The following is a 14,586-nucleotide window of genomic DNA, read 5'->3' on the forward strand; positions in this document are numbered from 1 at the left end:
GCTTGATACCCACGATGGCGCCTCTGTTCACCCCTTAAACCTGATCAGCTGTTCCACGAGCCATAGCAACACTGATGCAATGGCAGGTAAAGCAACCGCCTATCCCCTTAGAGCGCGAATAAAGCATAATCGCATTACAGACGGGGCCTAGGTCAATCCTGGTGAGTCCCTCCCCTTAATCCTCTTCGAATACCCCCAGTAACAACTGTTGTGGTTGCGATGGAACTGGAGGCGATTCACAGGGGATGATTACTCCCCCTGAATCGCACGCATAAAAAAACCGGCGCCTTGGCGCCGGTTTTTGCTCACTATCTCTCGATTACAGAGAAGCAGTGAAGGTACGGGTGATGACGTCTTGCTGTTGCTCTTTGGTCAAAGAGTTGAAGCGAACGGCATAACCGGATACGCGGATGGTCAACTGCGGATATTTCTCCGGGTTTTCCATGGCGTCCAGCAGCATTTCACGGTTCATCACGTTAACGTTCAGGTGCTGACCACCCTCTACGTTGGATTCGTGGTGGAAGTAACCGTCCATCAGGCCAGCCAGGTTGGCTTTCTGGGCTTCCATATCTTTACCCAGTGCGTTCGGAACGATGGAGAAGGTATAGGAGATACCATCTTTAGCGTAAGCGAACGGCAGCTTGGCAACGGAAGTCAGGGAAGCAACAGCACCTTTCTGGTCACGACCGTGCATCGGGTTTGCACCCGGGCCGAACGGAGCACCGGCACGACGGCCATCCGGGGTGTTACCGGTCTTCTTGCCATATACCACGTTGGAGGTGATGGTCAGAACAGACTGGGTAGCAACAGCACCACGGTAGGTGTTCAGCTTCTGAATCTTCTTCATGAAGCGCTCAACCAGGTCACAGGCGATATCATCGACGCGAGCGTCGTTGTTACCGAACTGCGGGTATTCGCCTTCAATTTCGAAGTCGATGGCAACGCCATCTTCGTCACGAATCGGCTTGACCTTGGCGTACTTGATGGCAGACAGGGAGTCAGCGGCTACGGACAGACCAGCGATACCACACGCCATGGTGCGATATACGTCACGGTCGTGCAGCGCCATCAGAGAGGCTTCGTAGCTGTACTTGTCGTGCATGTAGTGGATGATGTTCAGCGCAGCAACGTATTGCTTGGCCAGCCAATCCATGAAGTGGTCCAGACGATCCATTACGTCGTTGTAGTCGAGGTACTCGGACTTGACCATCTCGGTTTTCGGACCGACCTGGATCTTGAGCTTCTCGTCCATACCACCGTTGATTGCATACAGCATGGTCTTGGCCAGGTTGGCACGAGCACCGAAGAACTGCATCTGCTTACCAACGATCATCGGGGATACACAGCAAGCGATGGCGTAGTCATCGTTGTTGAAATCCGGACGCATCAGATCGTCGTTCTCGTACTGAACGGAAGAGGTCTCGATGGATACCTTGGCACAGTACTTTTTGAAACCGACCGGCAGCTTCTCGGACCACAGGATGGTCAGGTTCGGCTCAGGGGACGGGCCCATGGTGTACAGGGTGTTCAGCATACGGAAGCTGTTCTTGGTGACCAGGGTACGGCCGTCAACGCCCATACCAGCCAGGGTCTCGGTCGCCCACATCGGGTCGCCGGAGAACAGTGAATCGTATTCCGGAGTACGCAGGAAGCGAACCATACGCAGCTTCATGACCATGTGGTCCATCAGCTCCTGGGCTTCTTGCTCGGTGATCAGGCCTTTCTGCAGGTCACGCTCGATGTAGATATCCAGGAAGCTGGAGGTACGACCGAAGGACATGGCTGCACCGTTCTGGGACTTGACTGCCGCCAGGTAGGCGAAGTAGGTCCACTGTACGGCTTCTTTGGCGTTCTTGGCCGGTACGGAGATATCGCAACCGTACTTGGCAGCCATCACCTTCATCTGTGCCAGGGCACGGTGCTGCTCGGAGATCTCTTCGCGCAGACGGATGGTGGCTTCCAGGTTGACGCCGTTTTCCAGGTCAGCTTGCAGGGACTTGAACTGGGCCAGTTTGTCGGCCATCAGGAAGTCAACACCGTACAGAGCAACACGACGGTAGTCACCGATGATACGGCCACGGCCGTAGGCATCCGGCAGACCGGTGATAACACCAGACTTACGGCAGTTCAGGATGTCTTTGGTGTAAACGTCAAACACGCCCTGGTTGTGAGTCTTGCGGTATTCAGTGAAGATCTTCTCGACCATCGGGTCCAGTTGACGACCGTACACTTCGCAAGAAGTTTTAACCATCTTGATACCGCCGTTGGCGATGATGGCGCGCTTCAGCGGCTTGTCAGTCTGCAGACCAACGATCTGCTCCAGGCTCTGATCGATATAACCGGCATCGTGTGCGGTAATGGTGGAGGGCAGGTCAGTATCAAAATCGACCGGCGCATGAGTGCGGTTCTCGATTTTGATCCCTTCCATGACCTTGTCCCACAGCTTGGTGGTCGCTTCGGTCGCGCCAGCCAGGAAGGACTCGTCACCTTCATACGGGGTGTAGTTCTTCTGGATGAAGTCACGGGTGTTGACAGAGGTCTGCCATTCACCGGCCGCGAAGCCTTCCCATGCTTTTTGGAACTGTTCGTTAAGTTCTGCCATTTTTCATTACCTCACACGGTATTGATGTAGTATCCCGCAATCATCCTTAATGATGACGACGGAAGATAAACCAGTAAGTCAGACCAACCATCACGCCACCACCGATGATATTGCCGATGGTCACGGGGATGAGGTTGTGTAGGACGAAGTTGGATACGGTCAGGTCAGCAAAGGTTGCCGGATCCTGGCCGATGGCCTGCCAAAATTCCGGACTAGCCACGCTGTGGATAGCGATACCAACCGGAATCATAAACATGTTTGCGATGCTGTGCTCGAAACCTGATGCAACGAACATGGCAACCGGCAGCAGCATAACCACTACCTTGTCAGTCGCGCTGCGGGCACCAAACGCCATCCAGGCAGCAAGACATACCATCAGGTTACAGAGGATACCCAGCGCCACCGCTTCGAAGAAGGTGTGGTGAATTTTGTGTTGGGCCACTTTGAGGGCATTGAGACCCCACTGACCGTCTGCTGCCGTGTACTCGGCAGAAACGATGATCAGCGCCACCATCAGCAGACCGCCAATCAGGTTGCCGAAGTAGACCAGACCCCAGTTCTTGAGCAGCTGAGCCCAGCTGATGCGATTGGCAGCCTTGGCCACCAGCGTCAGGGTGGTGGAGGTGAACAGCTCGGCACCGAGCAGCACACAGAGAATAAGTCCGAGAGAGAAGCAGAGACCGCCCACCAGCTTGGCCATACCCCAAGGCATGGAGCCGGTTCCGGTCGTCACTGTGATGTAGAAGATAAATGCGATGGCGATGAAAGCGCCTGCGGTGATGGCCAGTGGAATGACCTTGTATGCCGGCTTGGTAGCCTTGGCATAGGTGATGTCTTCAGCCAGTGCAGCGATGGCTTCGGGCTTGAGACAATCGAATGGAGATTCAGCTTTCAATTATTTTCTACCTGAATGTTTTGCCTGTTGAAATCATAACAAAGGGCCAAATAGCCAAAATTGACATTGATCAAGTTTATCAGAGTGCGAATGTAATTTTACTACAAATATTTTAGTGCGATGGCTACGCCACTTTACACCAGGTATCAGCTGAAACAGAAATATCACATTTTTAATGCAATGATTTTAAAGAATTTATTCTAGAGCATGGAAATGTGGCATTGGCAAGATATCTTTGCAGATCGACAGCACATCCCCTGCCCTGCCATCAACCCCCTTAGGGGTATTTTTTGTTTTTTATTTCATCTTTGAATAACAATCCCGTGCCTTGCCGCACGATAAACAGAAGGGGCCACACGGCCCCTTCCTTTACAGCAACGATCACGCCCAGTGATGGGCTCGCTTGGCCTTCTGCAGTTTCTCGTAGGCCGCCAGCAGCTTCTGGTGCAGCGGGAACTGGGAGAGCGACAGATCGGCCGCCTCCAGCCCGTGGAAGCGTGCTTCGCCAGTGGCGTTGGCCCATGCCTGTGCCAGCGTCTCTTCACCATACATGCGAATGAAGACGGCGCGATACTGCTCCGGATCCCGCTCCTCGTCGAGGAACAACTCGACGCAGGCACGCAGGGCGCGGTAGTAGCTGGCACGCTCGGCAGTAAACACCGACTGGTTGAACTCCATGGTCCAGTCGATGAGATCCAGCGCCGTCTCCAGCTCACCGGCGGCCAGCGCCAGCATGGCTTTCAGCTCGCCAACGCGCAGGGTGTGCATCGCGGTCCCCTTGGCAGCGGCGATGCCCAGCAGCTCGCGTACACGGGTGCGCTCGTCGTGCCCCTCTTCATCCAGTTGATCAAACAACGCCATGTACTGCTCGGCATCCCAATCCAGTGATGGCAGCGCCAGGATCACTTCGCGCAGGTTGGCGCCCATGTTGTTGTTGGCCAGCAGCAGATCTTCGGCCGGATAGATGTCGGACATGCCCGGCACCAGAATGCGGCAGGCGTAGACACCCAGATGCTCGTAGTCGGCGATATAGACCGGCTGCTCCAGCTCGTGGAAGATGCCGATCAGGTGATCGAACTCCTCCTGTGAGGTGCCACGGAAGTCCCAATCGGCAAACTCGAAGTCCGCATCCTGCTTGAACAGATCCCAGCTGATGAGGCCCGAGGAGTCGATGAAGTGGGTCTCGAGGTTGTGGTGATCCGCCACCTGCTCGTTATCGAATGACGGTGGCACGAATACGTCGAGATCCTTGAGACCACGGCCCTGCAGCAGCTCGGTGACGGTCCGCTCGAAGGCCACTTCGAAGCGCGGGTGGGCGCCGAAGGAGGCAAAGCAGGTACCGTTGCTCGGGTTGAGCAGCACCACACAGATGACCGGATAGCGGCCACCCAAGGAAGCATCGAAGCTGTAAATGGGGAAGCCTTCCGCTTCGAGGGCGGCGATGGAGGCGGCAATCCCCGGATAACGGGCAATCACCTCGTCCGGGATCAGCGGCAAGCTGATGGCCTCGGCGATGATCTTGTTCTTCACGTGGCGCTCGAACACCTCGGAGAGCGCCTGGGTGCGCGCTTCGGTCTTGGTGTTGCCAGCGCTCATGCCGTTGGAGACATAGAGGTTGCCGATGATGTTCATCGGGATGTAGACGGTCTCGTGATCGGACTGACGCTCGAACGGCAGGGCGACGATACCGCGCTCCTCGTTGTTTGACTGCAGATCCACCAGCATGTCGGCGGTCACTTCACCGTCCGGGTTGTAGAACTTGCGGGTGAAGCTGTCGAGCAGACCGGCCGGGAACTGGTCACCCTCGATGGGGAACCACTTCTCGTTCGGGTAGTGAACGAAATCGCCGTTGGCGACCTGCTCGCCCAGATAGAAGTCGGCGAAGAAGTAGTTGGTGGAGAGACGCTCAAAATATTCGCCAAGGGCAGACGCGAGGGCCGCCTTCTTGCTGGCACCCTTGCCGTTGGTGAAGCAGAGGGCGCACTCTTTGTCGCGAATATGCACCGACCAGACGTTCGGCACGGGGTTGAGCCAGGAGGCCTCTTCAATATCAAAGCCCAAGGCTTGCAGCTTGGTCTGGAAGCGTTCGATGGAGTCTTCCAGCGCCGCGTCCTTGCCGGGAATAAAAGTGTGGTCAGTCATCACGATATCCTGATTTTTATTGGCTCATGTTCGGCCGCAGATAATAGCAGGGGTCGGCGGCTTTGGCAGGACAAAAATCAGCAAACAGGGATGAGTCGCACGGTGAGAAACCGGCTTGCCCCCTCTCCCCCGCCAAAAACAGCGCGGGCCCGGGGATTGCCCGGGCCCGCTGGTTACGCGACGCGATACATCGTCAGAGCTGCTTGCCCTGGCTCGCAATCACCTGGCTGTACCAGTGGAAGCTCGCCTTCTTGATCCGGCGAAGGGAGCCCCCCTGCTCGTCACGCTCCACATAGACGAAGCCGTAACGCTTCTGGTAGCCATTGAGCCAGCTCAGGATGTCGGTGAACGACCAGGCGCAGTAGCCGAGCAATTCCACCCCATCCTGCATCGCCTCCTGGCACGCCTTGACGTGGCTACGCAGGTAATCGATGCGGTACACATCGTTCACCTTGTCGCCCGCCTGCAGCTTGTCGAACTCGCCAAGGCCGTTCTCGGTGATCATCAGCGGCAGGCCATAGCGGGAAGAGAGGCGACGCAGCGCGATGCGCATCCCGGTCGGGTCGATGGCCCAGTCCCAGTTGCTGGTCTCAAGGTGCGGATTGGGCGCCGTCTTGTAGAGGCCGGGGATGCCGCTGGATGGCGTAGTACCCTTCTTGCCGGTGGTGTTGATGCGCTGCAGGGTCTGACCGCCCAAGGGGTTATCAGTGTAGGTCAGGGTGTAGTAGTAGTTGACGCCGATGTAGTCGGGCGTCCCCTCTCGCAGCAACTCTATATCGCCCGGCAGGATCTCGGGTGCCTCGCCGTTTTCTCGCAAGTAAGCGAGCGCCGCCTGGGGATAGCGGCCAAAGCAGTAGGCATCCAGCCACCAGAGGTTGTTGAACTCCTCGGCGTTCTCATAGGCCAGCATATCTTTCGGGTCGCACGACGCCGGATAGGCAGGGGAGTAGGCAAAACTCGGGCCGATGAGGCCATTTGGCACATGCTGGCGAAACGCCTTGATCACTCGGGCATTGGCCAGAAACGCGATGTGGTTGGCGGCAAAGAAGCGCTTGCGATCCTGCACAGCCGGCGGATGGGTGCCGAGCTGATAGGCGTTGGTCAGGTTGTAGTTCTGCTCGTTAAGCGACACCCAGTACTTCACCTTGCCGGCAAAACGCTGATAGAGGGTCACGCAGTAGCGCTCGAAATCCTCGATAATGCGTCGGTCTTCCCAACCGCCGTACTCATCCTGCAGCGCCTGCGGCAGATCCCAGTGATAAAGGGTCAGCACCGGTTCGATCTGGTGGGCCAAGAGGGTGTCGATCAGCTTCTCGTAGAAGGCCAGACCCGCCTCGTTCACCTCCCCCCGACCGGTGGGATAGATGCGCGGCCAGCTCACCGAGAAGCGGTAAGCCTTGAGCCCCATCTCGGCCATCAGCGCCACGTCCTCTTCCATGCGGTGGTAGTGATCGACCGCCACATCGCCGTTGCTCCCCTCAAAGGTCTTGCCCGGCAGCTTGGTGAAGAGATCCCACACCGAGGGCCCCTTGCCATCGGCATTCCAGCCCCCCTCCACCTGATAGGCGGCGGAGGCGGCGCCCCACAGAAAATCGCTCGGGAAGTCGTTGAACTTGTGGTGATGCATCTGGTGTTGCTCCTTCTGCGCTGATGGTGTCAGCCATCTCTGATAACTCGGCGCCCCCTGTCGGGGCACCCGAAATGAATTGGCATAAGCATCCATCACTTCTAAAATTCCGTCCAATGACAAATTTGACCACTCAACATTCCCAACAGGAATGAAAGGAGCCCTGATGGAGCTACGGGATCTGAAAGCCTTTGTCACTCTGGGGGAGGTGCTGCACTTCGGCCAGGCGGCGGTACGCCAGCACGTTACCCAGTCGGCCCTGAGCAAACAGATCAGGCGGCTGGAGGAGGAGCTGGGCGGCGAGCTGTTCGAGCGCAATGCCAGTACCACTCGCCTCACCGGACTGGGCAGGGCGCTGTATGAGGATGCCCGCGCTGTGGTCATCCAGAGCGAGCAGCTCTCGCGCACCGCCCGCGACGTGCTGGCGGGCAATGTCGGCACCCTGCGCATCGGCTTTGGCGTGGCCACCAAAATCCTGGTGCCCGCCGCCATCGCCCGTTTTCGCGCCGAGCGGCCGCAGGTGACTATCGAGCTCAACGATCTCTCCACCCACCACCAGCTGCTGGCGCTCAGTGAAGGCAAGCTGGATCTCGGTTTTTGTCGCCTGCCTGCCCCCAAGGGGTGGCACGCCCTGCCAGTGGTCGAAGCCCACTTTGTCGCCGTGCTGCCCGCCAGCTACCGCGATGTGAGGGAGTTGGCGGATCTGGTGGACAAGCCGCTGGCGATCCTGCGTCGGGACAAGGCCCCGTCGTTTTACGATCACCTGATGAACTATCTGGCCCAGAGCGGGCTGCGTTTTCGCGATATCCAGTACGTCAACGACTTCGCCGCTGGCGTCGCCACCGCGGCAGCCGAGATCGCCTGGACCCTGGTCCCCTCCTCCACCACCATAGAGCACCCGGATGTGCTCACCCTCCCCTTGAGAGACGGGGAAGCCTGCTGGACCATTGGCCTGATCCGTCCGCCCCACAGCAAGGGGCCCTTGATCGATGCCTTCTGGGCAACCATCGCCGATATGACGCCAAGATAGACACGCCCTTGGCAAACCGCAGATGGCGGCAACGCATCAACGATAGCGTTCGACGATACGCGCCAACTCGCCGCTTTGTCGCAGCTGTTGCAGGGCACGGTTGAACTCGGTTATCCGGGTATTGAAGCGGGAGTGCTTGCCGATGCAGAGATTGAACGGGGTAGAGGCAAGCTGCAGCGGCACCTCGACCACCTGCCCGGACAATCCCAGCTGGTTGAGTTTGAAGCGTGCCACCAGTGGGTCGGTCACCATCAGGTCCCCCCGACCCGCCGCCAGCATTTTGAAAACATTATCGACATTGATGGTGTGATGAACGGTGAAGCCCGCCAGGTTCTCCTTGCCCCAGCCGTTACCGAAATAGTCGAGAAAGGTAAGTGATTTGAAGTCGCTCAAGCGGCTGGCACGCTGAAAATCGCTCATCCGGGGGTGGCCAAGCCGGGTAAATACCGTCAAAACCGTCGTGGTAACGGGCTCCTCCACCACCAATGTGTAAGAGCGGCGCTCCCGGGTGGCGATGGTGACAAAGCCATCGGCCTGCGCCATCCGCACCAGTTTTTGCGCCCGTTGCCACGGATAACCTTCATGGCGCACCCGCAGCCCCATCTGCGCTGCCACCCGATCCATCACGTCTATCATCAGCCCGCGCATCCTGCCCTGTTCGTCACGCCACGAATATGGGGCAAAGTCGTCAAAGTAGACCATCTTCAACTCGGCCGCTGGCGCCGCCCATGCACTCTGCCACATCAGCAATCCCCACAGGATTGCGCTCCCCAGACTGACTCTCATGGCCGCGACTCCATCCACTTCTGCCAACTCTGAGCCTAGTGCAAAGCGGGCTGCGGCAAGGTTCAGGATCCAGTGGAAAAAGTGGCCAACGAAAAAAGAGAGAGGAAGCAGTGGCTTCCCCTCTCTTGTTCGTTTGTCAGCACGCCACCTTACCGATGGCTGTCACGGCTTGCCGGTTACGCCAGCTCGGCCCGCAGCGCCTTGGTGGCATCAACCATCACCTTGAGGGCGGCTTCTGTCTCTTCCCAGCCGCGGGTCTTGAGGCCGCAATCCGGGTTGACCCAGAGCCGCTCGGCCGGGATCTGCTTGGCGGCTTTGCGCAGCAACCCCTCAATCCAGCTCTGGCTCGGCACATTTGGCGAGTGGATGTCGTAGACGCCCGGGCCAATCTCGTTGGGGTAGTTGAAGCGTTCGAACGCTTCGAGCAGCTGCATCTGGCTGCGGCTGGTCTCGATGGTGATCACGTCCGCATCCAGCGCCGCCACCGCCTCGATGATGAGGTTGAAATCGCTGTAGCACATGTGGGTGTGGATCTGGGTGCTGTCCGCCACCGGGCTCGCGCTCAGACGGAAGGCGCGCACCGCCCAGTCGAGATAAGCCTGATGATCCTGCTTGCGCAGGGGCAAGCCTTCACGGATCGCCGGTTCGTCGATCTGGATGATCTTGATGCCGGCGGCTTCCAGATCTGCCACCTCGTCGCGAATAGCCAGCCCGATTTGCAGGGCCGATTGCTCGCGGCTCACGTCTTCGCGCGGGAAGGACCAGCAGAGGATGGTCACAGGGCCAGTCAGCATCCCCTTCACCGGCTTGTCGGTCAGGCTCTGGGCAAATCGGGTCCATTCGAGCGTCATGGGAGTCGGGCGGTCGATGTCACGGGTGATCACCGGCGGCTTGACGCAGCGTGAGCCATAGCTCTGTACCCAGCCGAAGCGGGTGATGGCAAAGCCATCCAGCAGCTCACCGAAATACTCCACCATGTCGTTGCGCTCGGCCTCACCATGAACCAGCACGTCCAGCCCGATGGCCTCCTGACGCGCGATGGCATCGCGGATCTCGGCCTTAATGCCAGCCTCGTAGGCGCTGTCATCGATGCGACCGGCGCGCCAATCCTGCCGCAACACCCGGATCTGGGAGGTCTGCGGGAAGGAGCCGATGGTGGTGGTGGGCAGCAGCGGCAGCTTGAGATCCGAGCGCTGCAGCTCGGCCCTGACCGGATAGGGGCTGTGGCGATCAAAATCGCTGTTGGTGAGGCTGGCGAGCCGTGACTGCACCGCTTTTTTGTGCACCCGGCTGTCGGACTCCCGATCGACGATGGGCTGGCTGTAGGCGGTGATTTTGTCGAGCTCGCCCCCATCCAGATACTCTCTGAGCAGTCCCAGCTCGAAACATTTTTGCAAGGCGAAGGCGAACCAGCTGCGGGTCTGGGGATCCAGCTCCTGCTCCAGGGTCAAATCCACCGGGCTATGCAGCAATGAGCAGGATGAGGCCACCCAGAGCCGCTCGCCGAGTTTGGCTTTCAGTGCCTTCAGAGTCGGCGCCAGCTTGGCCAGATTGGCACGCCAGACGTTGCGGCCGTTGATCACCCCGGCTGAGATGACCCACTGGGCGGGCAGATGCGGCACCAGGGTCTCCAGCTGTTCGGGGGCGGCCACCAGATCCAGATGCAGGCCATCTACCTTGAGGCTGGTGATGATGTCGCGCTGATGAGCCACCGAACCGAAATAGGTGGTGAGCAGCAGCTTGCAGGGGCCCGTGAGGCGCTCGTAGGCGTTGAGGTAGGCCAGCCGCCACTCGTCCGGCAAGTCCAGCGTCAGCGCAGGTTCATCGATCTGTACCCACTCCACTCCCTGGGCGGCCAACTTGGCCAGGATCTCCTGATAGACGATGAGCAGGCGATCGAGCAGTTCAAGGCGGGAGAAGCCGCTCTCTTTCTCCTTGCCGAGCCAGAGGTAGGAGACCGGCCCCAGCAGCACCGCCTTGACCGGCAGCCCCAGCGCCTTGGCCTCTTCCACCTCATCAAACAGCTGGCTCCAGCCCAGTTTGAAGCGCTGATCACGGCTAAATTCCGGCACCAGATAGTGATAGTTGGTGTTGAACCATTTGGTCATCTCGGCGGCCGCCGCCGCCGGGCCGGTCGGCGCACGGCCACGGGCCACCCGGAACAGGGTGTCGAGATCGGTCTCGCCATGACGGTGGCGGGCAGGCACCGCATCCACCAGCAGGCTGGTACCGAGCACCTGATCGTACCAAGCAAAGTCGCCCACCGGCAGCAGATTGACCCCGGCGCCGTGCTGGGCCTGCCAATGGCGCTCACGCAGCGTCTTGCCCACGGCAACGAGTTCGGCCTGAGTGGTCTCGCCACGCCAGTAGGATTCGAGGGCAAATTTCAGCTCGCGCTTGGCGCCGATACGGGGGAAGCCCAGGGTGTGTGCTCGTGTCATAGGTTCATTTCCTTATGCTCATTCATCTGATGGGAAACTGGATGATTTAGCCATCCAGATGTTTACACATCCAAAATGACAAGATAAGGTGACGCTGGCTATTGAATCCTCTTCAAGTGGCTCTCAAATAATCCTCAACTGACCGCCAATCAGGTTCACCGCGAGGATACAGAGGCCGATGTTTACAGGTGCAAGAGGTGCCGGAGTCAAGAAGCGCAACAGGGTAACCGCCGACCGCAACCTCAGCGCCATACGCAATCTCACAAGGAGCCATCTTATGGCAGTGCCAAGCAATGCAGGGATAGAGATCAAACACTTGAAAACATTGACCGCACTGGCCGAGCAGGGCTCGCTGGCCGGTGCGGCGCTGACCCTCAACCTCACCCAGTCCGCCCTCTCCCACCAGCTCAAAGAGCTGGAGACCCGCCTCAATCTGGAGCTCTACCTGCGCAAAAGCCGCCCGCTGGTGCTGACCGCCGCCGGCAGCCAGCTGCTCGCCCTCGCCCGTCAGGTGTTACCCGCCCTGGCCCAGACCGAGAAACAGTTGCAGGCCCTGCAGAGCGGCGATGCGGGCAGGCTGCATCTGGCGCTCGATTGCCACAGCTGCATCCAGTGGCTGCTGCCGCTGTTGCCGGAATTTCGCCGCCAGTGGCCAGGGGTGGATCTGGAGGTGGAGTCGGTGCCGGGCTTTGATGCCATCAATGCCCTGCTCGGCGGCCAGCTTGATCTGCTGCTCACCTCGGACGTACAGGCCCGCGGCGATCTCCACTTCGAGCCGCTGTTTGCCTTCGATCTGACTCTGGTGATGGCGCCGGATCATCCCCTCTGCCACCGGAGCCACATCGAGCCAGGCGATCTGGGGCCGGAGGTGCTGCTGGTCTATCCGGTGGAGCGCAGCCGCATGGATATCTTCAGCCGCTTTTTGCAACCCGCCGGGGTGGAGCCCGCCCGCTGCAAGCCGGTGGACAATACCTCGGTGATGCTGCAGATGGCCGCCGCAGGACTCGGCGTCGCCGCCTTGCCGCGCTGGGCAAGCGACGAATTTGTCAGACAGGGGATGCTCTGCGCCCGCCCCCTCGGCAGTGGTATTCGTCGCCATATGTACGGCGCGGTGCGGGCCGCCGATCGGGATCAAGCCTGCCTGCAGAGCCTGTTCGAGCGCATTCGCCGCAAGATGGAGGGATAGCCCTCCTCAGCGTGGCTGACCGACCTCTGCCAGCAGTGCAGGCAACTGCGCCTTGATAAAGTCGATGAGGGCCCTGACCGCCGGTGACAGACCGCGCCGCGCGGGATAGAGCATCACCAGCTTGCCATCTTTGGGACGCCACTCGGGCAACAGTTGTTGCAGCCGCCCATCCTCCAACTCACTCACGCAGGCGTAAAGTGGCAAGCCCACCATCCCGAGCCCCGCCAGCGCCGCCTGTTTGAGGGTTTGCACATTGTCGCTGCGCAGCAGCACATTGACCGCCACCTCCTCACTCTCCCCGCTATCGTGCCGCAGCCGCAACAGATCGGCCTGACGCTCCAGCGAGCTGAAGAGCAGGGCATCCTCTCCTTCCAGCTGGCGTGGATGCGCCAGCGCATTGTGGCGCGAGAGCCACGCCGGGGTCGCCAGCACGCCCCACTGCACCGTACAGAGCGGCACCTGCACCAGGCTGGAGGGGGGCTGCTCAAAGGCAACCCCGCGGATCACCACATCCAGCCCCTCCTCCAGCAGATCCACCTGCCGATTGCTGGCTTGCACGGCGAGCCTCACCTTGGGGTATTGGGCCATGAAAGCGGGCAGCAAGCGGGCAAGCAGCGCATCGGCCATGGTAATGGGCACGCTGATCCGCACCAGACCGCTCGGCTCCTGCTGCCGTTGCCGCACAGCCGCCTCTCCCGCCTGCGCCTCGGCCAGCATCGCCTGACAGTGGCGATAGAGCACCTCACCGGCATCGGTCAGGCTGAGTTGGCGCGAGGTACGTTGCAGCAGCCGGGTATCCAGCCGCTCCTCCAGCAGCCGGATCCGGCGCGAGATCCGCGACTTGGGCACGCCAAGCGCCCGCGCGGCGGCAGTGAATCCCTGTCGCTGCACCACATGGGTGAAGAGATAGAGATCGTTCAAATCAAGTTCCAGTGGTGTCATCGGGCAGCCTTGGTCAGGGTGAGGTGCATTCACATCGTTCCACCAATAGAACGATAAGAACCTATTTCACCAGATTGTCGCCATTTTTGCAGCCATCATAATGGCCCTGTCCCCATCAGACGGTTGCTGCGCGGGCAATCCGCCCCACCAGCAAGGGCCGTTTGACTGTTCCGATATCACAAGGAGTTCACCATGAAACTGCGACAAATCTGCTCTGCCACCCTGCTCGGTCTGGCGACCCTGACCGCCACGCTGGCCCCCACAGCGACACCTGCCATGGCCGCCGAGGCTGCCAGCCATCCGACCGTATCACCCAACCGGTATCTGGAGATGCTCTCCCGAGACAATGCGGTACTGCTGCTGGTCGACCATCAGGTCGGCTTGCTGAGCGGTGTGCGCGACACCACGGTGGGCGAACTCAAGCACAACGTGGTGGCGCTGGCCAACGCCGCCCGCGCCCTCGGCGTGCCGGTGATCGTGACCGCTACCATGCCCGATGGCATGTGGGGCCCCACCATGCCCGAACTGACCAGCGCCCTGCCGGATGTGAAGGTGATCAACCGCACCGTCATTAACGCCTGGGACGATCCTGCCGTGCGTGCCGCCATTGAGAAGACCGGCCGCAAACAGCTGATCATCGCCGGGGTATCCCTCGAGATCTGCGCCAGCTTCCCGGCCCTCTCTGCCAAGGCTGCCGGCTATGATGCCCGGGTGGTGCTCGATGCTTCCGGCACCTTCAACGAAGCCAAGCGCACCACGGGTCTGCAACGCTTGCTGGGGGCCGGTATCCCGGTCACCGACTACGCCTCTGCCGCGGTCGAGATGCTACGCAGCAACGTCGACCCCAAGGCGCACGATGTCTACAGCGCCCTCGACATGCCTTTCGCTACCCTGGTGTGGCAGATGCAAGAAGGTGCCAAGAAGTCGTAACTCGC

The 14,586-nt window shown here is 59.7% G+C and carries 10 protein-coding genes; 3 read left to right on the plus strand and 7 right to left on the minus strand.

All coding sequences use genetic code 11. From position 1 onward, the window contains the following. Positions 1-319: 319 nt before the first annotated feature. The 4 genes from pflB to AB5Y86_RS10925 all read right to left on the minus strand — a co-directional run bounded on the left by pflB (position 320) and on the right by AB5Y86_RS10925 (position 7,266). Entirely contained in the window at positions 320-2,602 is a 2,283-nt protein-coding gene (gene pflB, locus AB5Y86_RS10910; protein ID WP_005352571.1) for a formate C-acetyltransferase, read from the minus strand. Positions 2,603-2,648: 46 nt separating this feature from the next. Then, the gene (focA, locus tag AB5Y86_RS10915; RefSeq protein WP_005333620.1) at positions 2,649-3,497 is read right to left on the minus strand and encodes a formate transporter FocA; all 849 of its coding nucleotides are present in this window, start codon (positions 3,495-3,497) and stop codon (positions 2,649-2,651) included. A gap of 381 nt (positions 3,498-3,878) precedes the next feature. Beyond that, complete coding sequence (ycaO, locus tag AB5Y86_RS10920; protein ID WP_368192855.1) at positions 3,879-5,639, minus strand: 30S ribosomal protein S12 methylthiotransferase accessory factor YcaO; 1,761 nt, start codon at positions 5,637-5,639, stop codon at positions 3,879-3,881. A 193-nt stretch (positions 5,640-5,832) separates the two neighbouring features. Next, positions 5,833-7,266 (minus strand): glycoside hydrolase family 1 protein, encoded by a 1,434-nt coding sequence (locus tag AB5Y86_RS10925; protein WP_368192856.1) that lies wholly within the window; start codon positions 7,264-7,266, stop codon positions 5,833-5,835. A gap of 166 nt (positions 7,267-7,432) precedes the next feature. Here AB5Y86_RS10925 and AB5Y86_RS10930 point away from each other — a divergent pair, with 166 nt between their 5' ends. Further along, positions 7,433-8,296, plus strand: a complete 864-nt coding sequence (locus AB5Y86_RS10930; RefSeq protein WP_021231364.1) for a LysR family transcriptional regulator — start codon at positions 7,433-7,435, stop codon at positions 8,294-8,296. 36 nt (positions 8,297-8,332) lie between these two features. Here the strand turns inward: AB5Y86_RS10930 and AB5Y86_RS10935 are convergent, their stop codons facing one another. Both AB5Y86_RS10935 and metE read right to left on the minus strand, forming a co-directional pair. Next, on the minus strand, positions 8,333-9,082 hold the full coding sequence (locus AB5Y86_RS10935; protein ID WP_120414108.1) for an ABC transporter substrate-binding protein: 750 nt from the start codon (positions 9,080-9,082) through the stop codon (positions 8,333-8,335). 176 nt (positions 9,083-9,258) lie between these two features. Next, entirely contained in the window at positions 9,259-11,523 is a 2,265-nt protein-coding gene (gene metE / locus AB5Y86_RS10940; protein WP_368192857.1) for a 5-methyltetrahydropteroyltriglutamate--homocysteine S-methyltransferase, read from the minus strand. 277 nt (positions 11,524-11,800) lie between these two features. Between metE and AB5Y86_RS10945 the strand changes: the two genes are divergently transcribed. Beyond that, complete coding sequence (locus AB5Y86_RS10945) at positions 11,801-12,709, plus strand: LysR substrate-binding domain-containing protein (RefSeq protein WP_236562265.1); 909 nt, start codon at positions 11,801-11,803, stop codon at positions 12,707-12,709. 6 nt (positions 12,710-12,715) lie between these two features. On the opposite strand, the gene AB5Y86_RS10950 is transcribed toward AB5Y86_RS10945, so the two are convergent. Further along, positions 12,716-13,651, minus strand: a complete 936-nt coding sequence (locus tag AB5Y86_RS10950) for a LysR substrate-binding domain-containing protein (protein WP_368192858.1) — start codon at positions 13,649-13,651, stop codon at positions 12,716-12,718. A 192-nt stretch (positions 13,652-13,843) separates the two neighbouring features. Here AB5Y86_RS10950 and AB5Y86_RS10955 point away from each other — a divergent pair, with 192 nt between their 5' ends. Then, positions 13,844-14,581: an isochorismatase family protein gene (locus AB5Y86_RS10955; protein ID WP_368192859.1), complete on the plus strand. Its 738-nt coding sequence runs from the start codon at positions 13,844-13,846 to the stop codon at positions 14,579-14,581. Positions 14,582-14,586 lie beyond the last annotated feature (5 nt).

The organism is Aeromonas sp. s8, assembly GCF_040907785.1.
Classification (GTDB): domain Bacteria; phylum Pseudomonadota; class Gammaproteobacteria; order Enterobacterales; family Aeromonadaceae; genus Aeromonas; species Aeromonas veronii.

Coding starts and splice junctions, on each gene's coding strand:
- AB5Y86_RS10955 (WP_368192859.1), top strand. CDS start 13,844: ATGAAACTGCGACAAATCTGCTCTGCCACCCTGCTCGGTCTGGCGACC.
- AB5Y86_RS10930 (WP_021231364.1), top strand. CDS start 7,433: ATGGAGCTACGGGATCTGAAAGCCTTTGTCACTCTGGGGGAGGTGCTG.
- AB5Y86_RS10945 (WP_236562265.1), top strand. CDS start 11,801: ATGGCAGTGCCAAGCAATGCAGGGATAGAGATCAAACACTTGAAAACA.
- pflB (WP_005352571.1), bottom strand. CDS start 2,602: ATGGCAGAACTTAACGAACAGTTCCAAAAAGCATGGGAAGGCTTCGCG.
- ycaO (WP_368192855.1), bottom strand. CDS start 5,639: ATGACTGACCACACTTTTATTCCCGGCAAGGACGCGGCGCTGGAAGAC.
- AB5Y86_RS10925 (WP_368192856.1), bottom strand. CDS start 7,266: ATGCATCACCACAAGTTCAACGACTTCCCGAGCGATTTTCTGTGGGGC.
- AB5Y86_RS10935 (WP_120414108.1), bottom strand. CDS start 9,082: ATGAGAGTCAGTCTGGGGAGCGCAATCCTGTGGGGATTGCTGATGTGG.
- metE (WP_368192857.1), bottom strand. CDS start 11,523: ATGACACGAGCACACACCCTGGGCTTCCCCCGTATCGGCGCCAAGCGC.
- AB5Y86_RS10950 (WP_368192858.1), bottom strand. CDS start 13,651: ATGACACCACTGGAACTTGATTTGAACGATCTCTATCTCTTCACCCAT.